The sequence below is a fragment of the Oceanisphaera arctica genome, from assembly GCF_002936955.1.
Lineage (GTDB): Bacteria > Pseudomonadota > Gammaproteobacteria > Enterobacterales > Aeromonadaceae > Oceanimonas > Oceanimonas arctica.
Genome location: NZ_MPZM01000021.1, coordinates 30,050 through 49,992, shown reverse-complemented (window position 1 = coordinate 49,992; position 19,943 = coordinate 30,050). Strand labels below are relative to the sequence as shown.

Genomic DNA, 19,943 nt, shown 5'->3' with positions numbered 1-19,943 from the left:
GACGCTTCCCGGCATCCGCGGCTTTTATATCCGCCTCTATCTGACCGAGTCGTTGCGGGTGCTGGGGCTGTCGCTCAGTCACGGTGTGCCTCTGGTTACCGCGCTGGACGCCACCCGCGATGTGGTCGGCAACCGACAGTTTCAACAGTTTATCGGCCAGCTGCAGCAGAATGTCACCGAAGGCAAGGGCTTGTCCTACGGCTTTGAAAAGGCCGCCTGGATACCCTCTCTGGCGCGTCAGCTGCTGCGTACCGGCGAAGACACGGGCAACCTGCCCAAGGTCATGCTGCGCCTGACCGAACATTATGAAAGGGAACTGCGCAAGCACCTGAACACCCTGACCAAGCTCGCTGAGCCGCTGATGTTGCTGGTGATGGGGCTGGTCGTCGGGGTATTGGTCAGCTCGCTGATCCTGCCAATCTTCAAGCTGTCCCGGGTCGCACACTGAGTGGCCCGCCCGAACAGGTATGAAACAGATATGAAAACGGAGGGCCGTCAATGCATCAATAACCCTGTCCTTTAATGGAGATTTTCAGGCCTTTGACTACAGTGAAAACAAAAGACCCATATGCACACCTTCATGCGCTAATGTTAATAAAAAGAGGCTGTACCATGAACATAAAAAAGAAGCTAGTACAAGGCTTTACCCTGATTGAACTCTTGATTGTGGTAATCATACTGTCGATTCTGGCCGCCATCGTCATACCGCAGTTCAGTGCCTCCACCGACGATGCCAAAACCGCGTCTGCCCAGAGCAGCCTGTCCAACCTGCGCTCGGTTATCGACCTCTATTACCAGCAGCACGGGGAATATCCAGGTGCCAAATTAGCCACGGGCTGTGGTAATGGTAGTACGGCCGGCACAGGCGCTGCCCATTCAGCCTCTGCAGCCATCTCACAGCTGACTCTTTATACCGATGGCGAGGGTGTGGCCTGTTCAAAAAGTGGCGGCGGTTATGATTTCGGGCCCTATTACAAGAAAACAACGCTGCCCGGTGATCCATTCACCAATAATAACGTACTGGTTGTGCTTGACGCCGCAACGAGTGGCGACCTCAACATGAACGCAACCGGTACAACTGCAGGTGGATGGAAGCTAGACCCGTTAACAGGCAAGATCCTCATCAATCATGAAGATCATGACGACCTGTGATTGGTGATTGGTGATAGCCATGTCGGTGGTGCCGGTGCGGCTTCGGGGCAAGAGCCTGGCCGAGCTGCTGCTGGTGGTCACCCTGCTTGGCGCCCTGGCGCTGGTGGTGATGCCCTCGCTGACGGCGCTGGGGCCGGAGCGGGTGGAGCTGGCCGCGGTCGAGGTGGCTGGCGCCATCCGCTTTGCCCAGAGCGAAGCGCGGCGCAGCGGGGCCGAGCACGGTGTTCTGCTGAACACCGCCACCCAGCGGCTGCGGGTGTACCGCATCGACGATTCCGGCCCCTCGCCGGTGGTGGTGTTCGATGTCTATCATCCGCTCGACAAGCAGCTCTATGATGTCAGCTTCGCCACCGATGCCCGCTACCAGCCAGTCCGGCTCGACGAGGCGACCTTCGTCTATCAGGGCGTCGCCGGCAGCCAGCAGGACATCGGCTTTCTGGCCAGCGGCGAACCCCGCTATCTGGATGGCATCACGCCGCGGTTGCTGGTCAGCGGCACCGTCACACTGAGCGACGGCAACCATCAACAGCAGCTGAATGTCGCCCCCATAACCGGTCGGATCACCCGGCAGTGATCCCCATGGCAAGAACAAACACAAGAACAACAAAAACAAAACAACAACAAAGAGTGCGCGCATGGACAGCAGAACAGGATACACAAGGTCGTCGTCCCAACGAGGGTTTTCCTATCTCGAGGCCCTGATCGCGACCTTTATCATCGGCCTGAGCCTGGTGCCGGCCATGGAGGCCCTGCAATCCGGCAGCCAGGGGGCCGCCATCAACAAACAACAGAACATAGACAGGCCCTTGCTGGCCGGCAAGATGGAGCAGCTACTGGCCAGCGACTACGGCCAGCTCGGTGCCGCCGTGGCCGGCACCACAACGCCCAGCAGCCTGTCCGACAGCGTGGTCAGCAGCGATGGCCGCAGTCTGCAACGTCAGGTGTATCTGGCCTTTTATGACGGAGAAACCGGCGATCTCTTTGCCAGCGCCGACACCGGTCTGTTGTGGCTCAGGGTCGAACTGGCAGGCACAGCCCAGTCCCTGGAAACCCTGGTCAGCCAATGAAGCCGCTCGCAGTTGCCTCTCGTCTGCGCCAGCAGGGTCTGACCCTGCCCGAGCTGCTCGGTGCCGTGGCGATACTCTCGCTGCTGATGGCCGGGCTCGGCGGCCTGGTCGGCTCCGCTCTCGAACTGCAGAGCGAAGGCCAGACAAAAAATACCCTGGCTCATGAGGCCCGCTTTGCACTGGCACGCATGGCCGAGTCGGTGCAGAACAGCCGTCGTCTGCTGTTGCCGCTGGCCGACAACCCCGGCACCAGCTGGTCCGAGCATATTCGCGTAGAGACGGTGCCTGCCTTGCCCCCCGAAGGCAGCAGCACCCTGGCCACAGCGCTGCTGGCGGTGACCCTGAGCCCGCGTCAGGATCTCGATGGCGATGGCTGGGCCGACGCCAACAACGACAAGGACTTTCTCGACCGCAACAATAACGGGCAGCGCGACCCGGGCGAAGCCGAGCGCATCGACGAAGATCTCGATGCCGATAATACGCTCGACGGCGCCCCCGGCATCATCGGCATCGACGACGATGGCGATGGCAGCGTCGACGAGTCCTCGGCCATCAATCCGGCCAGAGACAACGACGAGCAGGGCAGCGACGGTGATGACCCCCAGGGGAACGGCGATCAGGATGGCGACGGCAGCATCGACGAGGATATGCCGGCCGATATGAACAATGATCAGAAGCCAGGCCTGGCCGGCATCGACGACGACTTCGATGGCCTTATCGATGAAGGAATCATCAATCATGACGATGACGAAGACGGGCTGGCCGGGGAAGACAACTTCGAGCCGGTGGTCTATTACCTCAACGGCAGCCAGCTGATCGAACGCTGGCCGGCCTTCAGCGACCAGAACGGCGACAGCCAAGTGGATGGTCGCGACTTTACCGAAAGCGTGCTTACCGAAGGCGTGACCCTGCTGAGAATCGAGCGGGTGCCCCTGGGTGGCGGTCGCGCCCAGCTGGTGGATATCACCCTGACGCTGACCCATGATGCCGATAACAGCATCAGCCTGCAGCGCCGGGTGCGGCTGGGAGGTGGACTGTGAATCGCAACTATCGGCACCGGCACCGGCGTCACCAGCGCGGCTACCTGCTGCTGCCGGTGGTGATCACCCTGGCCTTGCTGGCCAGTATCTCCTATCTGCTCAGCCACGACACAGCTCTGCATCTGGCCGGTAGCCGCGGCGAGGCAAACAGAACCGAGGCGCGTTATGTGGCCGAAGCCGGCCTCAACCATGCCTTTTGGCAGGCACAGCAGGCCAACTGCACCGCCTATCCCAGCCTCGGCAATCAAGCGTTCGGCAGCCACAGCTACAGCACGGTGATCAGCCCCACCGGTGGCTCACCCGTCAGCATCACCGCCAGCGCCCTGCTGGCCGACGGCAGCCGCTACAGTATCAGTCGTGACGCGGTCGATACCTACGAGTCACCGATCACCCAGACCCTGGTGCTGGGCACGGACCCGGGGGGCGACGTCCTGCTCGACAAGTTCTACCAAAACCAGAATTTCGGCAACTACGAGCTGCAACTCAGCGGCCTGTTGAGCTGGACCCGCCGCAGCCTGCTGAACTTCGACCTCTCGGCCCTGCCCAGCGGGGTTCGTCTGATCGGCGCCGAACTGCAGCTCTATCAGCTCAATACGCTCAGTCTCGGCGGTAGCCTGACGGCACACAGGGTCACCCGCAGCTGGGTGGAAGGCACCGGCCAGGGCACAGGCAGCCCGAACGGCGCCACCTGGAATACCCATGATGGCAACAATGGCTGGAGCAGCCCGGGTGGCGATCATCAGGCCACGCCCATTGCCAGCGCGTCGGCCCGCCTGGCCCCCGGCTGGGTCAGCTGGAATATTGCCCCCCAGGTCTCACGCTGGCTCGACGGCACCGACGTCAACTACGGCCTGCTGTTGAAAACCGGCCTACTCTCAGCCCCGCGCTTCGCCTCGAAAGAGCACACCGACGCCAGCCTGCGCCCACGAATGGTGCTGACCTACGCCTGCCCCTGCGACGCCGGCGCGACCGGTACCAGCCTGGTGCTGCAGCCTGCCGCCGCCGCCGGCAAAGACACCTATCTCGATGACGGCTCCCCCGGCACCAACTGGGGGGCCGTGCCCGAAATGCGTATCAGCAACAAGACCAACGTTCAGAAACGTGGCCTGCTGAACTTTGACCTTTCCGGCATCCCGACTGCCGCACTGATCACCTCTGCGACCCTGGAGATGAACCTCGAAGGCATAGGGTCAGGTAGCATCGCCGCCATCGATCTGCACCGGGTCACCCGTGACTGGCATCAGACCCAGGCCAACTGGAACCAGGCCCGAACGTCGGTCAACTGGACCAGCCCCGGTGGCGATGTCGACCCCACGGCAATCACCAGCGCCGTGATTGACCCGCTCGCCCCGGGAGCCACCCAATGGGACATCACCGCCCTGGTCGGCGACTGGGTCGCGGGCACTCAGAACAACTACGGCCTGATGCTGCTGGGCAGCCCCGGCGTCAACCATGCGGACTTCAGCAGCAGCAACCACGCCACGGCCGCCCTGCGGCCGAAACTGACCATCCGCTATCACTGCCCCTGCGGCGCCCAATGCACGGCGCCCGAACCCCAGTCCTGCAGTGCCTTGTTCATTCCCGACAGCGTTGCCGGCGAATTCAGCACAACGGGGCAGGCCTACCGCTACAACACCGGCATCACCCCGGTGCCGGAAGGCATGCCGTTCAATGGCACAACAGTACCGGCCAGTGGCGGCTGGGTCGCGGTGGGCGGCTCCGGCCGGCTGGTGCTGCTCGACCACGCAGGCCAACTGCTCGACGATACCTTCACCACCGGCCTGTCCGGCCTCGAGGGCGTGGCCTATGTACCCTCGGGAGAGCTGGCCGGTAAGCTGCTGGCGGTCAAGGCTGGCAGGATCTACCTGATTGACCCGACCCTGCCGCCAGGCAGCAGCTATAGAACTGTGTCGGTCGACTTTGCATCCGATCTGCGCGGCGCCAGCTACATCAAGGGCGGCAGTCATGACGGCCATATCGCGCTTGTCGATAAAGCCACAAACCGGCTTTTCATCATCGCGCAGGATTTCACTCTGGTACAGAGTCGCGACCTCATCGTCAAGCCGGGGGCACCCTCAAACTACAGCGGCAGCATGGAAGGTATCGCCCACCTGCCCGACACCGACCAGTTCTGGGTCACCGACATCACCCTCGGTTACGCGCACCTTTACTCGGCACAGGGCGCCTGGCTGGATGGCTACCCGATAGGCGGGTTCGGTATCTCCAAACCCACCTCGGCGGCCATCGACCCGCAGACCTGCGCCCATGTGTTTGGCAGCCACCCCGACGATCGATACTGGCTGCTTACCCGCACGAACCAGGACGACACCCGACAAATCATCCTGCCCCCCGCCGGCGACACCTTCATCCTCGAAAGCAACCAGACCAACAATATGGGCAGCGAGCCCGGCCTCCAGGTTGCCATGGATAACAAGGGCTATCGGCGGGCGACCCTGCTGCGCTTCGACCTCGGCGACCTGCCGGCCGATGCCCTGGTCGACAGCGCCAAGCTACGCCTGTACGCCCACACCCGCGTCGGCAACCAGAGCTGGAACCTGCAGGTACACCGCATCATGGAAAGCTGGACCGAACAGGGCGCCAGCTGGCTCAGCCGCGACGGCAGCCACAACTGGAGCGCGGGGCCAGGCGGCAGCTACGATCCGACGGTGGTGGCCTCTCTGCCCATTGCCGATACCGGCTGGTATGAATTCGATGTCACAGGGCTGGTGAAGGAGTGGCCGGGCGGCGTTTCCCCCAATCACGGCGTGCAGATCATCGCCGATGTTCCGAACAAAAATGGCCTCGAATTCTACTCCCGGGAGGGCACTCATGCACCACAGCTGGTTATTGTCTATGGCCAGTGACACGCGGCTCTGCCTCCCGTCCGGCGCTTGCCCCGGCACCGGCCTCTTTGGCCTCTGCTCGGGTCGTGCCCATGTTTGACAACAGGAAGTATGACTATGTCTATGGCTATGCCCATGTTTGACGAGAGGAAGTATGGCTATGGCTATACCCAAATCCATGGCATTTAACATGCCGGTTGCCACCTGGTTCAGGCGACCCCGTACCCATACCATCGGGCTTGAACTGTCACTGAACCGCCTCAACCTGGCCCAGTTCAAGTCGCAGACCCCTGGCGCGTCGCCTATTCTGCAGGCGGCCTGCTCGCTCCCCTACCCAGCCGACCGGGATACCCTGCTGGCCTCGCCACAGAGCCTGAAAGCCATGTTGGCCAACGCGTTCAAACAGCATCCCTTTCGCGGCCGGCGCGTCAGCACACTGCTGCCCGCAGACAAGGTCAAAACCCTGTCGCTGAGCTATCAGCTCAAGCCCGGCCAGGATGAAACCGACATCATACTGACCACCCTGGCCCAGCGGCTGAACGAACGACTCGAGGATCTGATCGTCGACTATGTACCGATCCGCACCACCGATGACAGGCCCGAACGACTGGTACTAATCGCCATGGCCCGCCGCAGCGAGGTGATCGACTACCTGGAGCTGCTGCGCCGGGCCGGGCTGGACGTGGCCTCGGTTGAAATCGGTCAAACCGCCATCAGCCGTCTGATCCTCTGGCTCAATGGCCATGTTCCGGACCGTAACAGCCTGGTGATCAATTTTGGCAACGACAACAGCTACCTGACCATGATTGCGGGCCGGCGTCTGGTGATTGACCACAGCATCGGTTTCGGCGAAGCCGCTCTGCTCAAGCGATTGGCCTCGGAGCTGGATATCTCCAGCCTGCAGGCCCGGGCCCTGATGTGTTCGGCCGATACCGATGGTCAGTCGGAACACTGGTCTACCGCCCGGCCCTGCAACGACAAGGCTCGGGCACTGGCCCTGGACATACTGCTGCCCGACCTGATGCAGCTCAAGGACGAGATCCACCGAACCCTGATCTATGCCGCCTCGGAGCTGCATGGTCAGCCGGTGCACAACCTTTATCTGTTCGGCAGCCTGGCCCGCTGGAACGGCCTGCGCGAGCACCTGCAGGGCCTGATCGAGATTCCGGCACACTATCCGGACCCGCTGGGCGCATTTCAGGGGGAGCGGTGGCACACACCGGATGGCCAGCAGGATCTCTGTATTGCCACCGGCCTGGCACTGAAGGAGCTGACACCCCATGCATGAACTGGATCTCATTCCGCCGGACTACCGCGCCGGCCGGCTGATGATACGTCGATGCTTTTTCGGCTTCGCGATACTGGCGGCGACCATACTGCTGCTGATGCTTGCCGTATTGCTGCTGTCACGTCATAACGACCGGCAAGAAAACCGGATCTTCGCCATGCAGCAGCAGCAGAACGACATTCGCTACCAGCAAAACCAGCTGCAGGAACTGATCAAGGCCAAGGGCTCCCTGCAGCGAGAATTGCGTTTTCTCGAAGGCCTGCGCAGCGGTGTGGCTGTGTCCGATCTGTTTGATGCCGTCGACAAGGCGCTGGGTGACAACCCGGTCTGGTTTCAGGAATGGAGCTTTCGGCGGGCCAGCAGCCTGGTCGACAAGCCACCGGGTACCTCGACTCAGGGGTATTTCATCCTGATAAAGGCCGAAGACAGTTCCGCCACCCGGCAGGAAGCGCTGAAGCTGGACATGAACATGACGCTTCGCGGTCAGTCGGACGATCACCGGGCGCTGTCTCATTTTTTGCGCCAGCTGTCCGAACAGCCCCAGGTTGCCGAGGTCAATCTGAGCCGTACCAGTCTGCGCCGCTACACCAGTGGCGAGGTGCTGGACTTTGAATTAACCGCACGACTCAGCTCGGGGGAGGCACCATGAAACCGGACATAAAGTTCGATGGGAATCCATCAAGAACCTTGCTGCTGACGCTGGCCGGGGGCGGTCTCTTGCTGCTGGTTGCGCTGGTCACCTACCTGCTGCTGCCGGAGCTGAAACGTTACGGTGTGGCGAGAGACACCCTGATGCTGCACCAGGGGTCGCTGCCGGAGGGGCAACAGCTCGGCAGCCAGCTCGACCAACTCCGCACCGAGGTGGAAACCCTGCGGCGCACCATTCACGGCGACATGGCTCAGCGCCCGGCCAAGCAGCTTGGCAGCCATATTATCGAGTCGCTGCAGAATCTTTCCTGGAAAAACCGGATGCAGCTGACCAGTCTGGTGCCTCGCACGGGCAGCCGTATCGACGTATTTCAGGAGCTGATTTTCGATATCGAGCTCAGTGGCAGCTACATGGACTTTTATCGCTGGAACCGTGAACTGAACGACCAACTCGGTTTTGTGGTCATCTCCGCCTTCGACATGAGGCCGGTCCGTACCCAGAACGATGACACCCGCATCGATATCAAGCTCACCATAGTGGCCTACAAGGCGGAATCATGAACATGAAGCCTCTCTACCCACTCAGCCTCTGGCTGCTCGCGACCACCGCCCTGGCAGACACCGGCATGCCATTGCGGGATCCTTTTGTCAGGCCACAGACCGAGTCGCCGGCCCGCGCCACGACGACGCAGGCCGAGCCGGCCCCCAGCTTCACGCTGCGCGCCCTGCTGGTGGCCGGTGATACCTCGCTGGCCAATATCGACGGCACCATACTGGCACTCGGTGACGAATTCGACGGATATCGATTGATTTCAGTCACTCAGGAAGAAACCCTGTTCGAAAAAGGCTCAAACAGATATCGTATCTCTCTCAAGGAACGGACGTCCCGATAACGCAATAGAGAAGCAGGAGCTTCAATCACTATGCCTATGATTCATCTTTCTCCGGCCATCAAGCGCCTGATCCCCTTTCTTATTCCCATTCTCGTTTTCATCAGCCCGGCCGCGCTGGCCAAAACGGTGTCTCTCAACGTCAACAATGTCGACATTGCCGAAGTCATGGACATGCTCTCGCGTCAGCAGAAATTGAATATCATGCTGGCGACCGGGGTATCGGGTGAGGTATCGGTCAACCTCTACGAGGTCGAAGTATCCAATGCCATTCAGATGATCGCCGAGTCGGCAAACTTCGTGGTGGAGCGTCGCCATGGGAGTTATTTCATTCGCAAGCGCGAAGATGTCGGCAAATACAGCTACAACAACCTGACCAGGCTGAAAACATTCAAGGTCCAGTATTCGGACCCGGTCGCCATTATGGATATTCTGAGCAAGTATATTTCCAGCTACGGCAATATCACCGCCCTGCCGGAGCGCGGCCTGCTGGTGGTGGAAGACAAGCCGGAATTTCTCGAACGCATCGGCGAACTGCTCGCGGAAATCGACCGTCAGCCACGACAGATACTGATTGAAGCCAAAATTTTCGACGTTACCCTGACCGACTCCGATGTCTTCGGCATCGACTGGGCCAAGCTCTTTAAAGGTGGCGAGGGTATCGTCGGCACCTCCGGGCTGGTGCCGGGTACCGACGGCATTTTCATCGATCTGGTCACGCCGAACCTGGAGGTTTTCTTCAACGCCCTGCAAACCAAGAACCGGCTGCATACCGTCTCGACGCCCAAGATACTGGCACTGGAAGACCGGGAAGCCAGCACTGTCATCGGCGACCGCCAGGGGTTCAAGGTCACCACCACCATCAACCAGATCACCACCGAAAGCATCGATTTTCTTGAGTCCGGCGTGATCCTCAAGGTCAAACCGGCGGTCGACGAAGCCAACCGGATCCTGCTGCAGATCCACCCCGAGGTCAGCACCGGAACCGTCAATCAGCAGGGAATTCCCTCTCAGAGTACCACCGAGGTCACCACCCAGATGCTGGTCAACAGCGGTCAGACGGTATTTATCGGTGGGCTGATCCGACAAACCACCGAAGAAGGGGTCAAGGGCGTGCCTATCCTGATGCATATCCCCTTGCTGGGACGCTTGTTCAAGCAGTCAACCTATACGGACGTGCAGACCGAAACCGTGGTGCTGATCACCCCTTATCTGGTTCAGGATGGCATGCCGCCACCCGCCTCTGCGACGAAGCTGTCGATGAGCATCTCACCCTGATACATTCAGACCGGGAGAGTTGAAGAGATGAGTACCGCTGTTCTCGTGAGTCTGATCATCCTGTGTGGCCTGCTGCTAGGCTGGATACTGCATGGCCGGGCAACACGCCACATAACCCCCATGCTGAAACGGCTGGCCGCAGAAACCAATGGCGTTGTGACCTCGAACAGTCCGTTTCTGATGCCGCAACTCCTGTATTCCCATTCCGGCATCGAGGTGGAAGTGTCCAGCGCGTCCACGGGCATCGACGGTCAGTCCATCGAGTACACATACGTGTTGTTCAAGGGCCTGCCGCCACATGATTTCGATTTTCGCATCCGGCCGCGAACCATCACCACCCGGGTGGATGAATGGATTGGCTTCCGGCAAGCCAGCACCCTCGACACGGGTCGGCTGAAAAACCGCCTTGTCATACGCACCAATGACGATGAACGGATGCACCGGCTTCTGGCCGACCACATAGCGGTCGATTTGTTATTCTGGGCGGAGCAGAAAACAAACCGGCTGAGCGACATCCGCACCTATGACGACAAGCTGATATATTCCATCATCGGCCTGCCGGATGACGTCCACGAGTTCAAACGGCTGCTGCACAGCGCCAGCCGCTTTATGGATGCGCTTGCCAGGGTGTTGCCCCGGGAGAAACAGGGCCGCAGATAAACCCGGAGCGGCATGCCAACAAGGTTGCCGCGCAGGCGGCAAAAACAGCGGCCGGACGGCTTAGGAAACACGTAATTTTCACACTTTTGGGCACTTTTAAAGGATAACCAATGCAGAACGTCAACATCATCGCCTACGACAACGAACACCAGCCACACATTCGCGCCATCCGCGAGGCGGTATTCATGCAGGAACAGGGGGTCTCTCCCGAGCTGGAGTTCGATGGCCTGGATGCGTCGGCCATGCAGGTGCTGGTGGCGGTAGATGGTAAATATGTAGGTACCGGCCGCATGCTGGACGATGGTCATATCGGTCGCATCGCGATTTTGCGGGACTATCGGGGCCTGGGGCTGGGCGGCCGCGTGGTGCAGGCGCTGGTGGACGAAGCGGCACGCCGGGGTTATCCGAGGGTGTATCTGGGCGCCCAGACACACGCCGTCGACTTCTATACCAAGCTGGGCTTTACGCCTTATGGTGACGAGTTTATGGATGCAGGGATCCCGCATCTGGCCATGGAAAAGTCGTTAGTCTGAACAGCCCCTGGCGCAGCGGCCATGAAGCGACATCGTTTTCGATGCCGCCTGTGCGATAATGGCGCTCTTTGTTGCCAACGTGACCTGCCATGCGCCTCGATAAATTCATCTGCAAGAGTACCGAGCTGAGCCGAACCGAGGCCAGACGGGTCATCCATGCCGGCGAGATCTTCGTCAACGGGGCAGCGGTAACCGATGAGGCGACCCAGGTACATGAAAACAACTGCATTACCCTTGCCGGACAGCGTCTGGTCGCTCGCCCCTCCCGTTACCTCATGATGCACAAACCGGCCGGCACCCTGTGCTCGAACGTGGACGGTGTCTATCCGTCGCTGTTTCATCGGCTGGATATCGATCGGGCCTGTGATCTGCACATCGTCGGCCGGCTGGATGCGGACACCACGGGTCTGGTGCTGCTCACCGACGACGGCCGCTGGTCGTTCAATATCATACGGCCGCAGCAACAATGTGAAAAAACGTACCGGGTCGGCCTGCGGGACCCGCTGGCAGAAGAAGTGGCCACCAGCTTTGCCCAGGGCCTGCTGTTGCAGGGCGAAACCTCCCCCACCCTGCCGGCCAGACTGGAATCCGTCGGCCCCAGAGAGGTGCTGCTCACCATTACCGAAGGCCGCTTTCATCAGGTCAAACGCATGTTTGCGGCGGTCGGCAACCGGGTGGTCAGCCTGCACCGGGAGCAGATAGGGGGTGTTCGCCTGGATATTCCGTCGGGTCACTGGCGTCACCTGATAACAGATGAAGTCGGCTGTTTTGAACCAAATCCAAGCCCAAGCCCCGCAAACCCATCAGAAGGAGGAGCCCATGCTGTTCCCCGTTATCTTGGCCGGCGGCCATGGCTCCCGCCTCTGGCCCCTGTCGCGCCAGCAGCACCCCAAGCAGTTCCTGCCACTGATAGAAGAATCGCTGTCGATGCTGCAGGCCACCCTCAAGCGGCTGGACGGACTGAGTTCGGCACCGCCCCTGCTGCTCTGCAACGAACAACATCGCTTTCTGGCCGCCGAACAGGTGCGACAGATGAAGGGGCTGCAGGCGCAAATCATGCTGGAGCCGGTGGGCCGCAACACGGCGCCGGCCATCGCCCTGGCGGCGCTATTTTCCAGTGAACAGACTGCCGGTGAACAAGCGGAAGACGCCGTGTTGCTGGCGCTGCCCGCCGACCATGCCATCGAGGATGTGGCTGCCTTTCATGCCGCCGTGAATGCGGCCCTGCCCCTGGCTCGGGCGGGCAAGCTGGTGACTTTCGGCATTCCGCCTACCCGTGCGGAAACCGGTTATGGCTATCTGCACAGGGGCACGGCCATCGGCCAAAGCGGCAGCTTCGAGGTGGCGCAGTTTGTCGAAAAACCGGATCGGGCAAGGGCCGAGGCTTATCTGGCCGCCGGCGATTATGACTGGAACAGCGGCATCTTCCTGTTTCAGGCCAAACGTTATTTGCAGGAGCTGGCGCGCTTTCAGCCCGAGGTGTTGGCCGCCTGCCAGGCGGCACTGGCCGGCAGCGAGCGGGATCTCGACTTTATCCGGCTCGACGCCGAGGCCTTTGCCACCTGCCCGGATATTTCGGTCGACTATGGGGTGATGGAGCACACTACTTCCGCCGCCATGGTGCCGCTGGAGGCGGGCTGGAGCGACGTTGGCTCCTGGTCGGCGCTGGCCGGGGTGCTGGGCCGGGACGAACAGGGCAACACCCTCTGCGGCGACGTGCTGACCGAAGGGGTCGACAACTGCCTGATCCATGCCGAAAGCCGCCTGGTCGCCGCACTGGGGGTAGAGAATCTGGTGATAGTCGAAACCAAGGATGCGGTGCTGGTCGCTCACAAGGGCAAAGAGCAGGACGTAAAGCGGCTGGTGGAGCAACTCGAGGCACAGGGCCGCAAAGAGCACATCATCCACCGCGAGTGTTATCGTCCCTGGGGAAAGTTCGATGCCATCGACAGCGGCAAACGTTATCAGGTGAAGCGCATTACCGTTAATCCCGGTGCCCGCCTGTCGTTGCAGATGCATCATCACAGGGCCGAGCACTGGGTGGTGGTCAGCGGCACCGCCCGGGTTACTCAGGGCGATCAGACCCGGCTGCTCACCGAAAATCAGTCGGTGTACATTCCTCTGGGGCAGCAGCACGCGCTGGAGAATCCGGGCAAAATACCGCTGGAGCTGATAGAGGTGCAGTCCGGCACCTATCTGGGCGAAGACGACATAGTCCGCTTTGAAGACCACTACGGTAGGGGCTGAGCTGGAGTGCAAAGAGACAACAGGGGTCATCTCCCCCGACACGCTCAAGCACATCCATGTGACGCTCGACAAATGCCATCTGACCGCCAGGGATGGCGGGAATGCCGGAACGGCAGGAGCATTTTCCGGCCCTGGCATTTCGCGGTCGTGGGAGGCAATCTCTGTTTCCTCTTCTGATACACCGAGTTGCCTGCAGACAGTGCCAACAGGCGACTCTGCTGCATCAAGGAGGACAAAGGGATCTGCTCCGCCGACCATCACATGACAGGGATGTCATGTGCTGAGCGTCACAGGGAGGTGCTTGAGCGGGTCGGCGGAGCGGGCCCTTTGTTCGGGATTGGTAAGTGACATTTCACCGAAGCTTGTCGGAGGAGGCAACCCTGTTTCCTCTTTGACTACAGCAGAACACAGCAGAACACAGCAGAACACAGCAGAACACAGCAGAACACAGCACAGTGATAAATCCGAACACCTTCATCAGGTGACGACAGGAAAACAATGACATGAAAAAAGTACTGGTGATTGGCTATGTCTGGCCCGAGCCCAATTCTTCCGCCGCCGGCAGCCACATGTTGTCTATTTTGCGGCTGTATAAACAGCAGGGCTGGCAGGTGGAGTTCGCCACCCCGGCTCAACGTACCGAGCACATGGTCGACCTGGCCGCCGAGGGTATTTCCAGCCGGAGCATAGCGCTCAATTGCGACAGTTTCGATGCCTATGTCGCCGAATACGGGCCGGATATCGTTATGTTCGATCGTTTCATGATGGAAGAACAGTTCGGCTGGCGGGTCGAGAAAAACTGCCCCCGGGCGCTCAGAATACTGGATACCGAAGACTTGCAGTGCCTGCGTCATGCGCGCCATCAGGCGCACAAGGCGGGCCAGGCCATGACCACCGCCGACCTGTTCAATGACATCGCCCGACGGGAAATCGCCGCCATTTTGCGCTGCGACCTGTCGCTGATTATTTCGGACTTTGAAATGGCGCTGCTGCAAGAGCGCTTCAAAGTAGATAGCCGCCTGCTGCATCATCTGCCCTTCATGGTCAATCTGGAGCGCCTTCCCGCTCAGACCGCCGATTATGCGAGCCGTCGGCACTTCATGACCATCGGCAACTTCCGTCACGCCCCCAACTGGGATGCGGTGCTCTACCTGCAACAGATCTGGCCGCTGATCCGCAAGCAGCTGCCCGAGGCCGAACTGCACATTTACGGCTCTTACCCGCCACCCAAGGCCACGGCGCTGCACAACCCCAAAACCGGCTTTCTGATCAAGGGCTGGGCGATTGATGCCTTTGTGGTGATCGAACAGGCGCGCATCTGCCTGGCACCGCTGCGTTTCGGCGCCGGCATCAAGGGCAAACTGCTGGATGCCATGATGATGCAGACACCGAGCATCACCACACCAATTGGCAGCGAAGGCATGCACGGCGATGCGCCTTGGCCCGGCATGATCGCCGATGATGCCGACTCGTTCGCTGCGGCGGCAGTGGCGTTATACAAGGATGAGCAAGCCTGGCAGGTCGCGCAGCGGCAGGGTACCGAGCTGCTACACAGCCGTTATGACGGGAAGATGCTGGGTGCGCGACTGATCGAACGCATTCAGGACACGGCGGCCAGTCTGGACGAGCACCGGCTGCACAACTTCACCGGCAGCATGCTCCGCCACCACAGCATGATGAGCACCAAATACATGTCCCAGTGGATTGCCGCCAAGAACGCCGGGGCCCTCAGGGGCTGAGTCCGTTACGACCAGGGCACCGCTCAACCCGGTTTATGCCATATCATCCGTATCTTTCGACACCGAGAGTGCCGGCACCACTAAGAACCCCTGCTTGCCGGACTGTTTGACTTTATACATGGCGCTGTCGGCTGCGGCCAGTGCCTGATCGTGGTGACGGACCCCCTGGTGCAACAGGGTAATACCGATACTGACGCCCAGCTGACACCGCTGACCGGCAACCTCGACGGGCGGCACAAAGGCGTCCAGGATGCGCCTGGCCAGGGTGTCGATATCCCCCGATCTGAGCGGGCCGGACGCCAGAATGGCAAATTCGTCACCGCCCATGCGAGCCACCGTATCGTAAGGTCGCACACTGTGCTGCAACCGTCGCGCAACTTCTTTCAGTGCGGTATCGCCGGCGTCATGGCCAAGCCTGTCATTAATCGGCTTGAAGTTATCCAGATCCATATAAAACAGCGCCGCGTCGACACCGCTGCGCCGGCTGCGCTGCAGTTCCCCGTCCAGGGTACGAGTGAACAGAGCCCGATTCGCCAGCCCGGTGAGAAAGTCGAAATTTGCCTGCTGATGCAGCTTGCGCTCCGCCTCTATCCGCTTGTTCAGGGTGTGGCAGAACAACAGAATACCGATGGCGGTCAGCACGGCAAAGAACAGCGAAATCACCAACAGCAGATTGCGGATCCTGGCCATGTCCTGTGCGAAGACGCTGCTGTCGACAACGGAGATCAGCCACCACTGAGGCGGCTGCAGCCCGGCCTCGTCGGACGCCATGGCGCCGAGCCCCGAGTGATCGCGCGCAGTCAGCTTCTGGTAGGCATAAAGCCCCTCGGGGGCCCGGATAAATCCTTCAGGCTGCCCCTGCATCTGTTCCCAGACGGCGGGGTGACTGCTGGCAAAGCTGTGCTGACGCCGCTCGTCAAGCACAAAGCCCCAACGCCGCGCTTCTTCAACGCCATACAACCAGAAGCCCTCATGGTGCAACAGCATCAGCCGCCCCCGCAGAGGCTGTCTCTGCCTGGACAAGCCCTCCAGCAAACGCTCCGCCATCAGGTTGACGATAACGATGCCCTGCTTGCTGCCTGCCTCATCGAAAAAGGGCGTCGCCAGCCGAATGACAGGATTGCTTGGTATCTCTACCTGGCCATGTTCAATATTCAGATCCACCCCCGAGATGTAAATTTCACCCCTGGCCGCCTGCATGGCCTTGCCGAAATAATCACGCTGCCGCTTGTTCTGGCGTTTTTCGGCGGGTATCGCTACCGGTTTGTCCTGAGCGCGCTCCACGCGGATCTGCTCCTCGCCCTGACGGTCAATCAGTCGCAACTGGGCATAGTGGCGCCTCACCTTAAGGTAAGTCAGGTAATCGGCAGCCAGCTGCTGCTCGTCGAAGCCGAGCCCGGTTTGAGTAACAAACCGTTCCGCCTGGCCGGCAAGCAGGATGATGTCGAGGGCCGCCTCGTGCAGGTTGGCCAGCAGTTCCTGCCTGACGCCGTCGAGATGGTACATTTCAGCCGCACCGACCTCCTCATATCGTTGCTGCTGCTGTTGCTGATAGACGGAGAACAGTATGATGCCGGCACAGGTCATCAAACTCAGATACGTGAACAGCGCTCCCCAGACAATGGATGAAGAGGCCTCGGAGGCTTGAGTCTTCTGGCTGCGCTGCAAGGGCAGCAAAACCTGCCAGTAAATCAGAAAACCGCTGACGGCAGACAGTAAGGCGGCATCAAGCAGGGCCTGCGGCCAGCCATGAGCAGCCAGCGGAAACAGCAGCATGATCAGCAGCTCGGTCACAAACACGATCGCCCCGGCCTTCAACTGGGCATCGGGCCTGAGTACACCGCCATGGTCCTGGTCACGACTCGTCAGGCAGAAGAGCAGGATAATGGCCGTCAGAGACATGGCAGTGGCATCAAACACCGCAACCAGCCAGAATCCCAGAATGTCCAGCCCGAGCCACTCCATCATCAGCATGAGCATCAGCTCGGCCAGAACCATCATCGCCATATAAGGTAGCAGCACCCTGCCGTGATTCAGCAACATGGCTTAACGTCCCGCTCTGTGCTGGCTTCCCCGGCTCTCGCATGCAACTCTGATCTGCCTGGGCATGACAAGGCCCTCTGCGGCTCTTCCTCCGGTGCCATCGTCACTCGGCGTTCGAACTCGTCCAGCGGCATGGGCCGGCCAAACAGATAACCCTGAAAATGCCGGCAGCCAATATCCTGCAACTGCTTGTGTTGCTCCTCCGTCTCCACACCTTCGGCAATCACCTCCAGCTGCAGGCTGCCCGCCAGTGCACAGATGGCCCGGATAATCGCCAGGCTGTTGCCGTTTTCTGGCAGCTCGCGCACGAAGGACTGGTCAATCTTCAACTGATCCAGCGGCAGTGTCTGCAGATAGGCCAGCGACGAATAGCCGGTGCCGATGTCATCAATCGAAAAGCGTATGCCATGTTCCCTGAGTTGGTGCATGCGGGCAACGGCCGCCGGCATGTCGTCGAGCAGCATGGTTTCGGTCAGTTCCAGCTTCAGCCGATACGGATCGGCACCGCTCAGCTCCAGCAGCTGGAGCAGCTTGTCGACGAAATCGGCTTGATAGAGCAGCCGGGCGCTGAGGTTGACCGCCAGGCTGAGCGAGGCGGTAGCAGGCGATTGTCGCCACACTGCCAGCCGATGGCAGGCTTGGCGCAGCATCTGAAAGTCTACCTGCTCGACCAGCCCGGCCTGTTCGGCCACCTCGATAAAGACCCCCGGACCGAGCAGGCCGCGCCGGGGATGCTGCCAGCGCGCCAGTACTTCGGCACCGACCACGCGGCCGGCCTCATCCAGCTGCGGCTGCAGGTAGGGGATGAACTCTTCGGCCTGCAACCCCCGGCGAATGTCTTCTTCCAGGCGTAGCCGCGCACTGACCGCCTTCTGCATGGCCGGATCAAAGAAACGCATGGTATTCTTGCCCGCCGCCTTGGCCTGATGTATGGCCAGCTCGGCCTGCTGTATCAGCTCGCTGGCGGTGCTGGAGTCGTCGTTGAACAAGGTCACACCAATGCTGGCACCGATGTGCAGTTTGAGTGCATCGAGCTGGTAGAACTTGCCCAGTGTGATCAGCAGCTCCTTGGCAAACTGCTCGGCCTGGGTGGCGGCCTCCTGGTGCTCGCCGGCCAGACTCTCGATCATCACCACAAACTCGTCGGCACCGAGCCGCGCCACCGTATCGCTGGCGAATGTCGCGTCACCGAGGCGTTCGGCGACCAGGCGTAACAACTGGTCACCGGTGTGGTGGCCATGCAGGTCGTTGATACTCTTGAAGCCGTCGAGGTCGAGAAACAGCAGGGCTGCATACTGGCCGCTGCGTGCGCCCGTGTTCATGGCGTACTGCACCCGGTCGAGCAACAGGCTGCGGTTGGCCAGGCCGGTCAGCGCATCGAAGAGCGCGAGATGCTGGATGCGTGCCTCGGCGGCCTTGCGTTCGGTGATGTCGTCCATCGATGCCACATAGTGGGTGAGTTGGCCCCGGGGGTTACGCACCGCGCTGATCGACAGCCATTCGGGGTATATTTCGCCGTTCTTGCGCCGGTTCCATACCTCGCCCTGCCAGCGGTCTGTTGCCGCTAGCTGCTGCCACATCGCCTGGTAGAAGGCGGCATCATGGCGCCCGGAGCTGAGCAGGCTGGCTTTTTTGCCGACAACCTCCTCGGCACTGTAACCTGTGATGGCACTGAATGCCTGATTACACCGCAGAATGCGGCTACTCGGGTCGGTAACCAGCATTCCCTGCCGGGTCTCGAAGGCGGTGGCGGCGATGTTCAGCTCCCGCTCGTCACGACCCCGCCGTGCTATGTCTGCGAGCATCCAGCCCAGCCAGACGGTGGCAACGGGCATCACCAGCAGCATGGATACACTGGCTTGCCATGCGGCATTGGATATGGGCTGCAGGTTAAACAGTAACAGCATCAGGATATGCACGAGCAGGCCGAAGATCAGCAGCGCCCCGGGTCCCCTGCCGACCTTGCCGCGCAGGTGGAAATATCGGTACCCCAATCCCAGTAACACGGACAGCACTATATCACCCAGGCCTCCCCACATGCCGGCGCCGCCCAGCCAGAGGCGATAGGCAGCCGCGATCAGGCCGGCGATACCCGAAACCAGGGCGCCGCCAAACAGCGCGGCCATGCTCAGTACCACGCTGCGGGCATCGAATATCAGACCGCTCTCCGGCTCGAGGGCTATCATCATGCCAATCACACAGGTAAAGCCGAACAGCAGGCCGGACATCAATTGTGCGGCGCTATAGTTCCTGTCCCAGAAACGGTGATTGAGCGATTGCAGCCAGCACAACGACAGCAGCAAGGCCGCATTTTGAACAAGGTGGATAATCAAAAAAGAGGGCCTCCTGGGTCCTGGACGATACACAGTGCGGAAATATGTCGATTATGAAAAATGACGGCCGAGTATATGAGCATATTTTCCGGCAACTTTCATTGTTCCGGGTCAATCAGCCGTGAATCCCCTCGGGATCCACCAGGTGGTTCGCTGCCTTACATTCTTCTGGCTGGTTCACT

Annotated in this window: 17 protein-coding genes and 1 pseudogene; 16 read left to right on the top strand and 2 right to left on the bottom strand. The window is 60.5% G+C overall.

Annotation, left to right across the window (positions count from 1 at the left end):
• From UN63_RS10625 to UN63_RS10550, 16 genes and pseudogenes are all read left to right on the top strand, one after another.
• On the top strand, positions 1–448 hold a 448-nt coding region (locus UN63_RS10625), incomplete at its 5' end, for a type II secretion system F family protein (RefSeq protein ID WP_181068229.1).
• Between the two features lie 164 nt (positions 449–612).
• Positions 613–1,152: a type IV pilin protein gene (locus UN63_RS10620; protein WP_181068228.1), complete on the top strand. Its 540-nt coding sequence runs from the start codon at positions 613–615 to the stop codon at positions 1,150–1,152.
• 19 nt (positions 1,153–1,171) lie between these two features.
• Entirely contained in the window at positions 1,172–1,726 is a 555-nt protein-coding gene (locus UN63_RS10615) for a pilus assembly FimT family protein (protein WP_104486736.1), read from the top strand.
• A 61-nt stretch (positions 1,727–1,787) separates the two neighbouring features.
• Positions 1,788–2,219 (top strand): type II secretion system protein, encoded by a 432-nt coding sequence (locus UN63_RS10610; RefSeq protein WP_104486735.1) that lies wholly within the window; start codon positions 1,788–1,790, stop codon positions 2,217–2,219.
• Positions 2,216–3,259 carry a PilW family protein gene (locus UN63_RS10605; protein ID WP_104486734.1) on the top strand — a complete coding sequence of 348 codons (1,044 nt, stop codon included), beginning with the start codon at positions 2,216–2,218 and terminating at the stop codon, positions 3,257–3,259. Before UN63_RS10610 ends, UN63_RS10605 begins: the two co-directional genes overlap by 4 nt.
• Positions 3,256–6,123, top strand: a complete 2,868-nt coding sequence (locus tag UN63_RS10600; protein ID WP_104486733.1) for a DNRLRE domain-containing protein — start codon at positions 3,256–3,258, stop codon at positions 6,121–6,123. Before UN63_RS10605 ends, UN63_RS10600 begins: the two co-directional genes overlap by 4 nt.
• Before the next feature lie 139 nt (positions 6,124–6,262).
• Entirely contained in the window at positions 6,263–7,390 is a 1,128-nt protein-coding gene (gene pilM, locus UN63_RS10595) for a pilus assembly protein PilM (protein WP_181068227.1), read from the top strand.
• The gene (locus UN63_RS10590) at positions 7,383–8,039 is read left to right on the top strand and encodes a PilN domain-containing protein (RefSeq protein ID WP_104486731.1); all 657 of its coding nucleotides are present in this window, start codon (positions 7,383–7,385) and stop codon (positions 8,037–8,039) included. Before pilM ends, UN63_RS10590 begins: the two co-directional genes overlap by 8 nt.
• Positions 8,036–8,599 carry a type 4a pilus biogenesis protein PilO gene (gene pilO / locus UN63_RS10585; RefSeq protein WP_104486730.1) on the top strand — a complete coding sequence of 188 codons (564 nt, stop codon included), beginning with the start codon at positions 8,036–8,038 and terminating at the stop codon, positions 8,597–8,599. The genes UN63_RS10590 and pilO overlap by 4 nt, the downstream gene beginning before the upstream one ends.
• Positions 8,596–8,931, top strand: a complete 336-nt coding sequence (locus UN63_RS10580) for a hypothetical protein (RefSeq protein ID WP_104486729.1) — start codon at positions 8,596–8,598, stop codon at positions 8,929–8,931. Before pilO ends, UN63_RS10580 begins: the two co-directional genes overlap by 4 nt.
• A gap of 30 nt (positions 8,932–8,961) precedes the next feature.
• Positions 8,962–10,206, top strand: coding sequence for a type II secretion system protein GspD (locus UN63_RS10575; RefSeq protein WP_104486728.1), 1,245 nt, complete (start codon positions 8,962–8,964; stop codon positions 10,204–10,206).
• A gap of 27 nt (positions 10,207–10,233) precedes the next feature.
• Entirely contained in the window at positions 10,234–10,866 is a 633-nt protein-coding gene (locus UN63_RS10570; RefSeq protein WP_104486727.1) for a hypothetical protein, read from the top strand.
• Positions 10,867–10,976: 110 nt separating this feature from the next.
• On the top strand, positions 10,977–11,399 hold the full coding sequence (locus UN63_RS10565) for a GNAT family N-acetyltransferase (RefSeq protein ID WP_104486726.1): 423 nt from the start codon (positions 10,977–10,979) through the stop codon (positions 11,397–11,399).
• Positions 11,400–11,488: 89 nt separating this feature from the next.
• Positions 11,489–12,133 (top strand): annotated as a pseudogene (locus UN63_RS10560) (pseudouridine synthase); the annotation flags it as partial.
• Positions 12,134–12,218: 85 nt separating this feature from the next.
• Positions 12,219–13,646, top strand: coding sequence for a mannose-1-phosphate guanylyltransferase/mannose-6-phosphate isomerase (locus UN63_RS10555; protein WP_104486725.1), 1,428 nt, complete (start codon positions 12,219–12,221; stop codon positions 13,644–13,646).
• A gap of 503 nt (positions 13,647–14,149) precedes the next feature.
• Positions 14,150–15,385, top strand: coding sequence for a glycosyltransferase (locus tag UN63_RS10550; protein ID WP_104486724.1), 1,236 nt, complete (start codon positions 14,150–14,152; stop codon positions 15,383–15,385).
• Between the two features lie 33 nt (positions 15,386–15,418).
• Here UN63_RS10550 and UN63_RS10545 read toward each other — a convergent pair whose 3' ends face one another.
• Positions 15,419–17,428, bottom strand: coding sequence for a sensor domain-containing diguanylate cyclase (locus UN63_RS10545; RefSeq protein ID WP_104486723.1), 2,010 nt, complete (start codon positions 17,426–17,428; stop codon positions 15,419–15,421).
• On the bottom strand, positions 17,419–19,761 hold the full coding sequence (locus UN63_RS10540) for a putative bifunctional diguanylate cyclase/phosphodiesterase (RefSeq protein ID WP_104486722.1): 2,343 nt from the start codon (positions 19,759–19,761) through the stop codon (positions 17,419–17,421). Before UN63_RS10540 ends, UN63_RS10545 begins: the two co-directional genes overlap by 10 nt.
• Positions 19,762–19,943 lie beyond the last annotated feature (182 nt).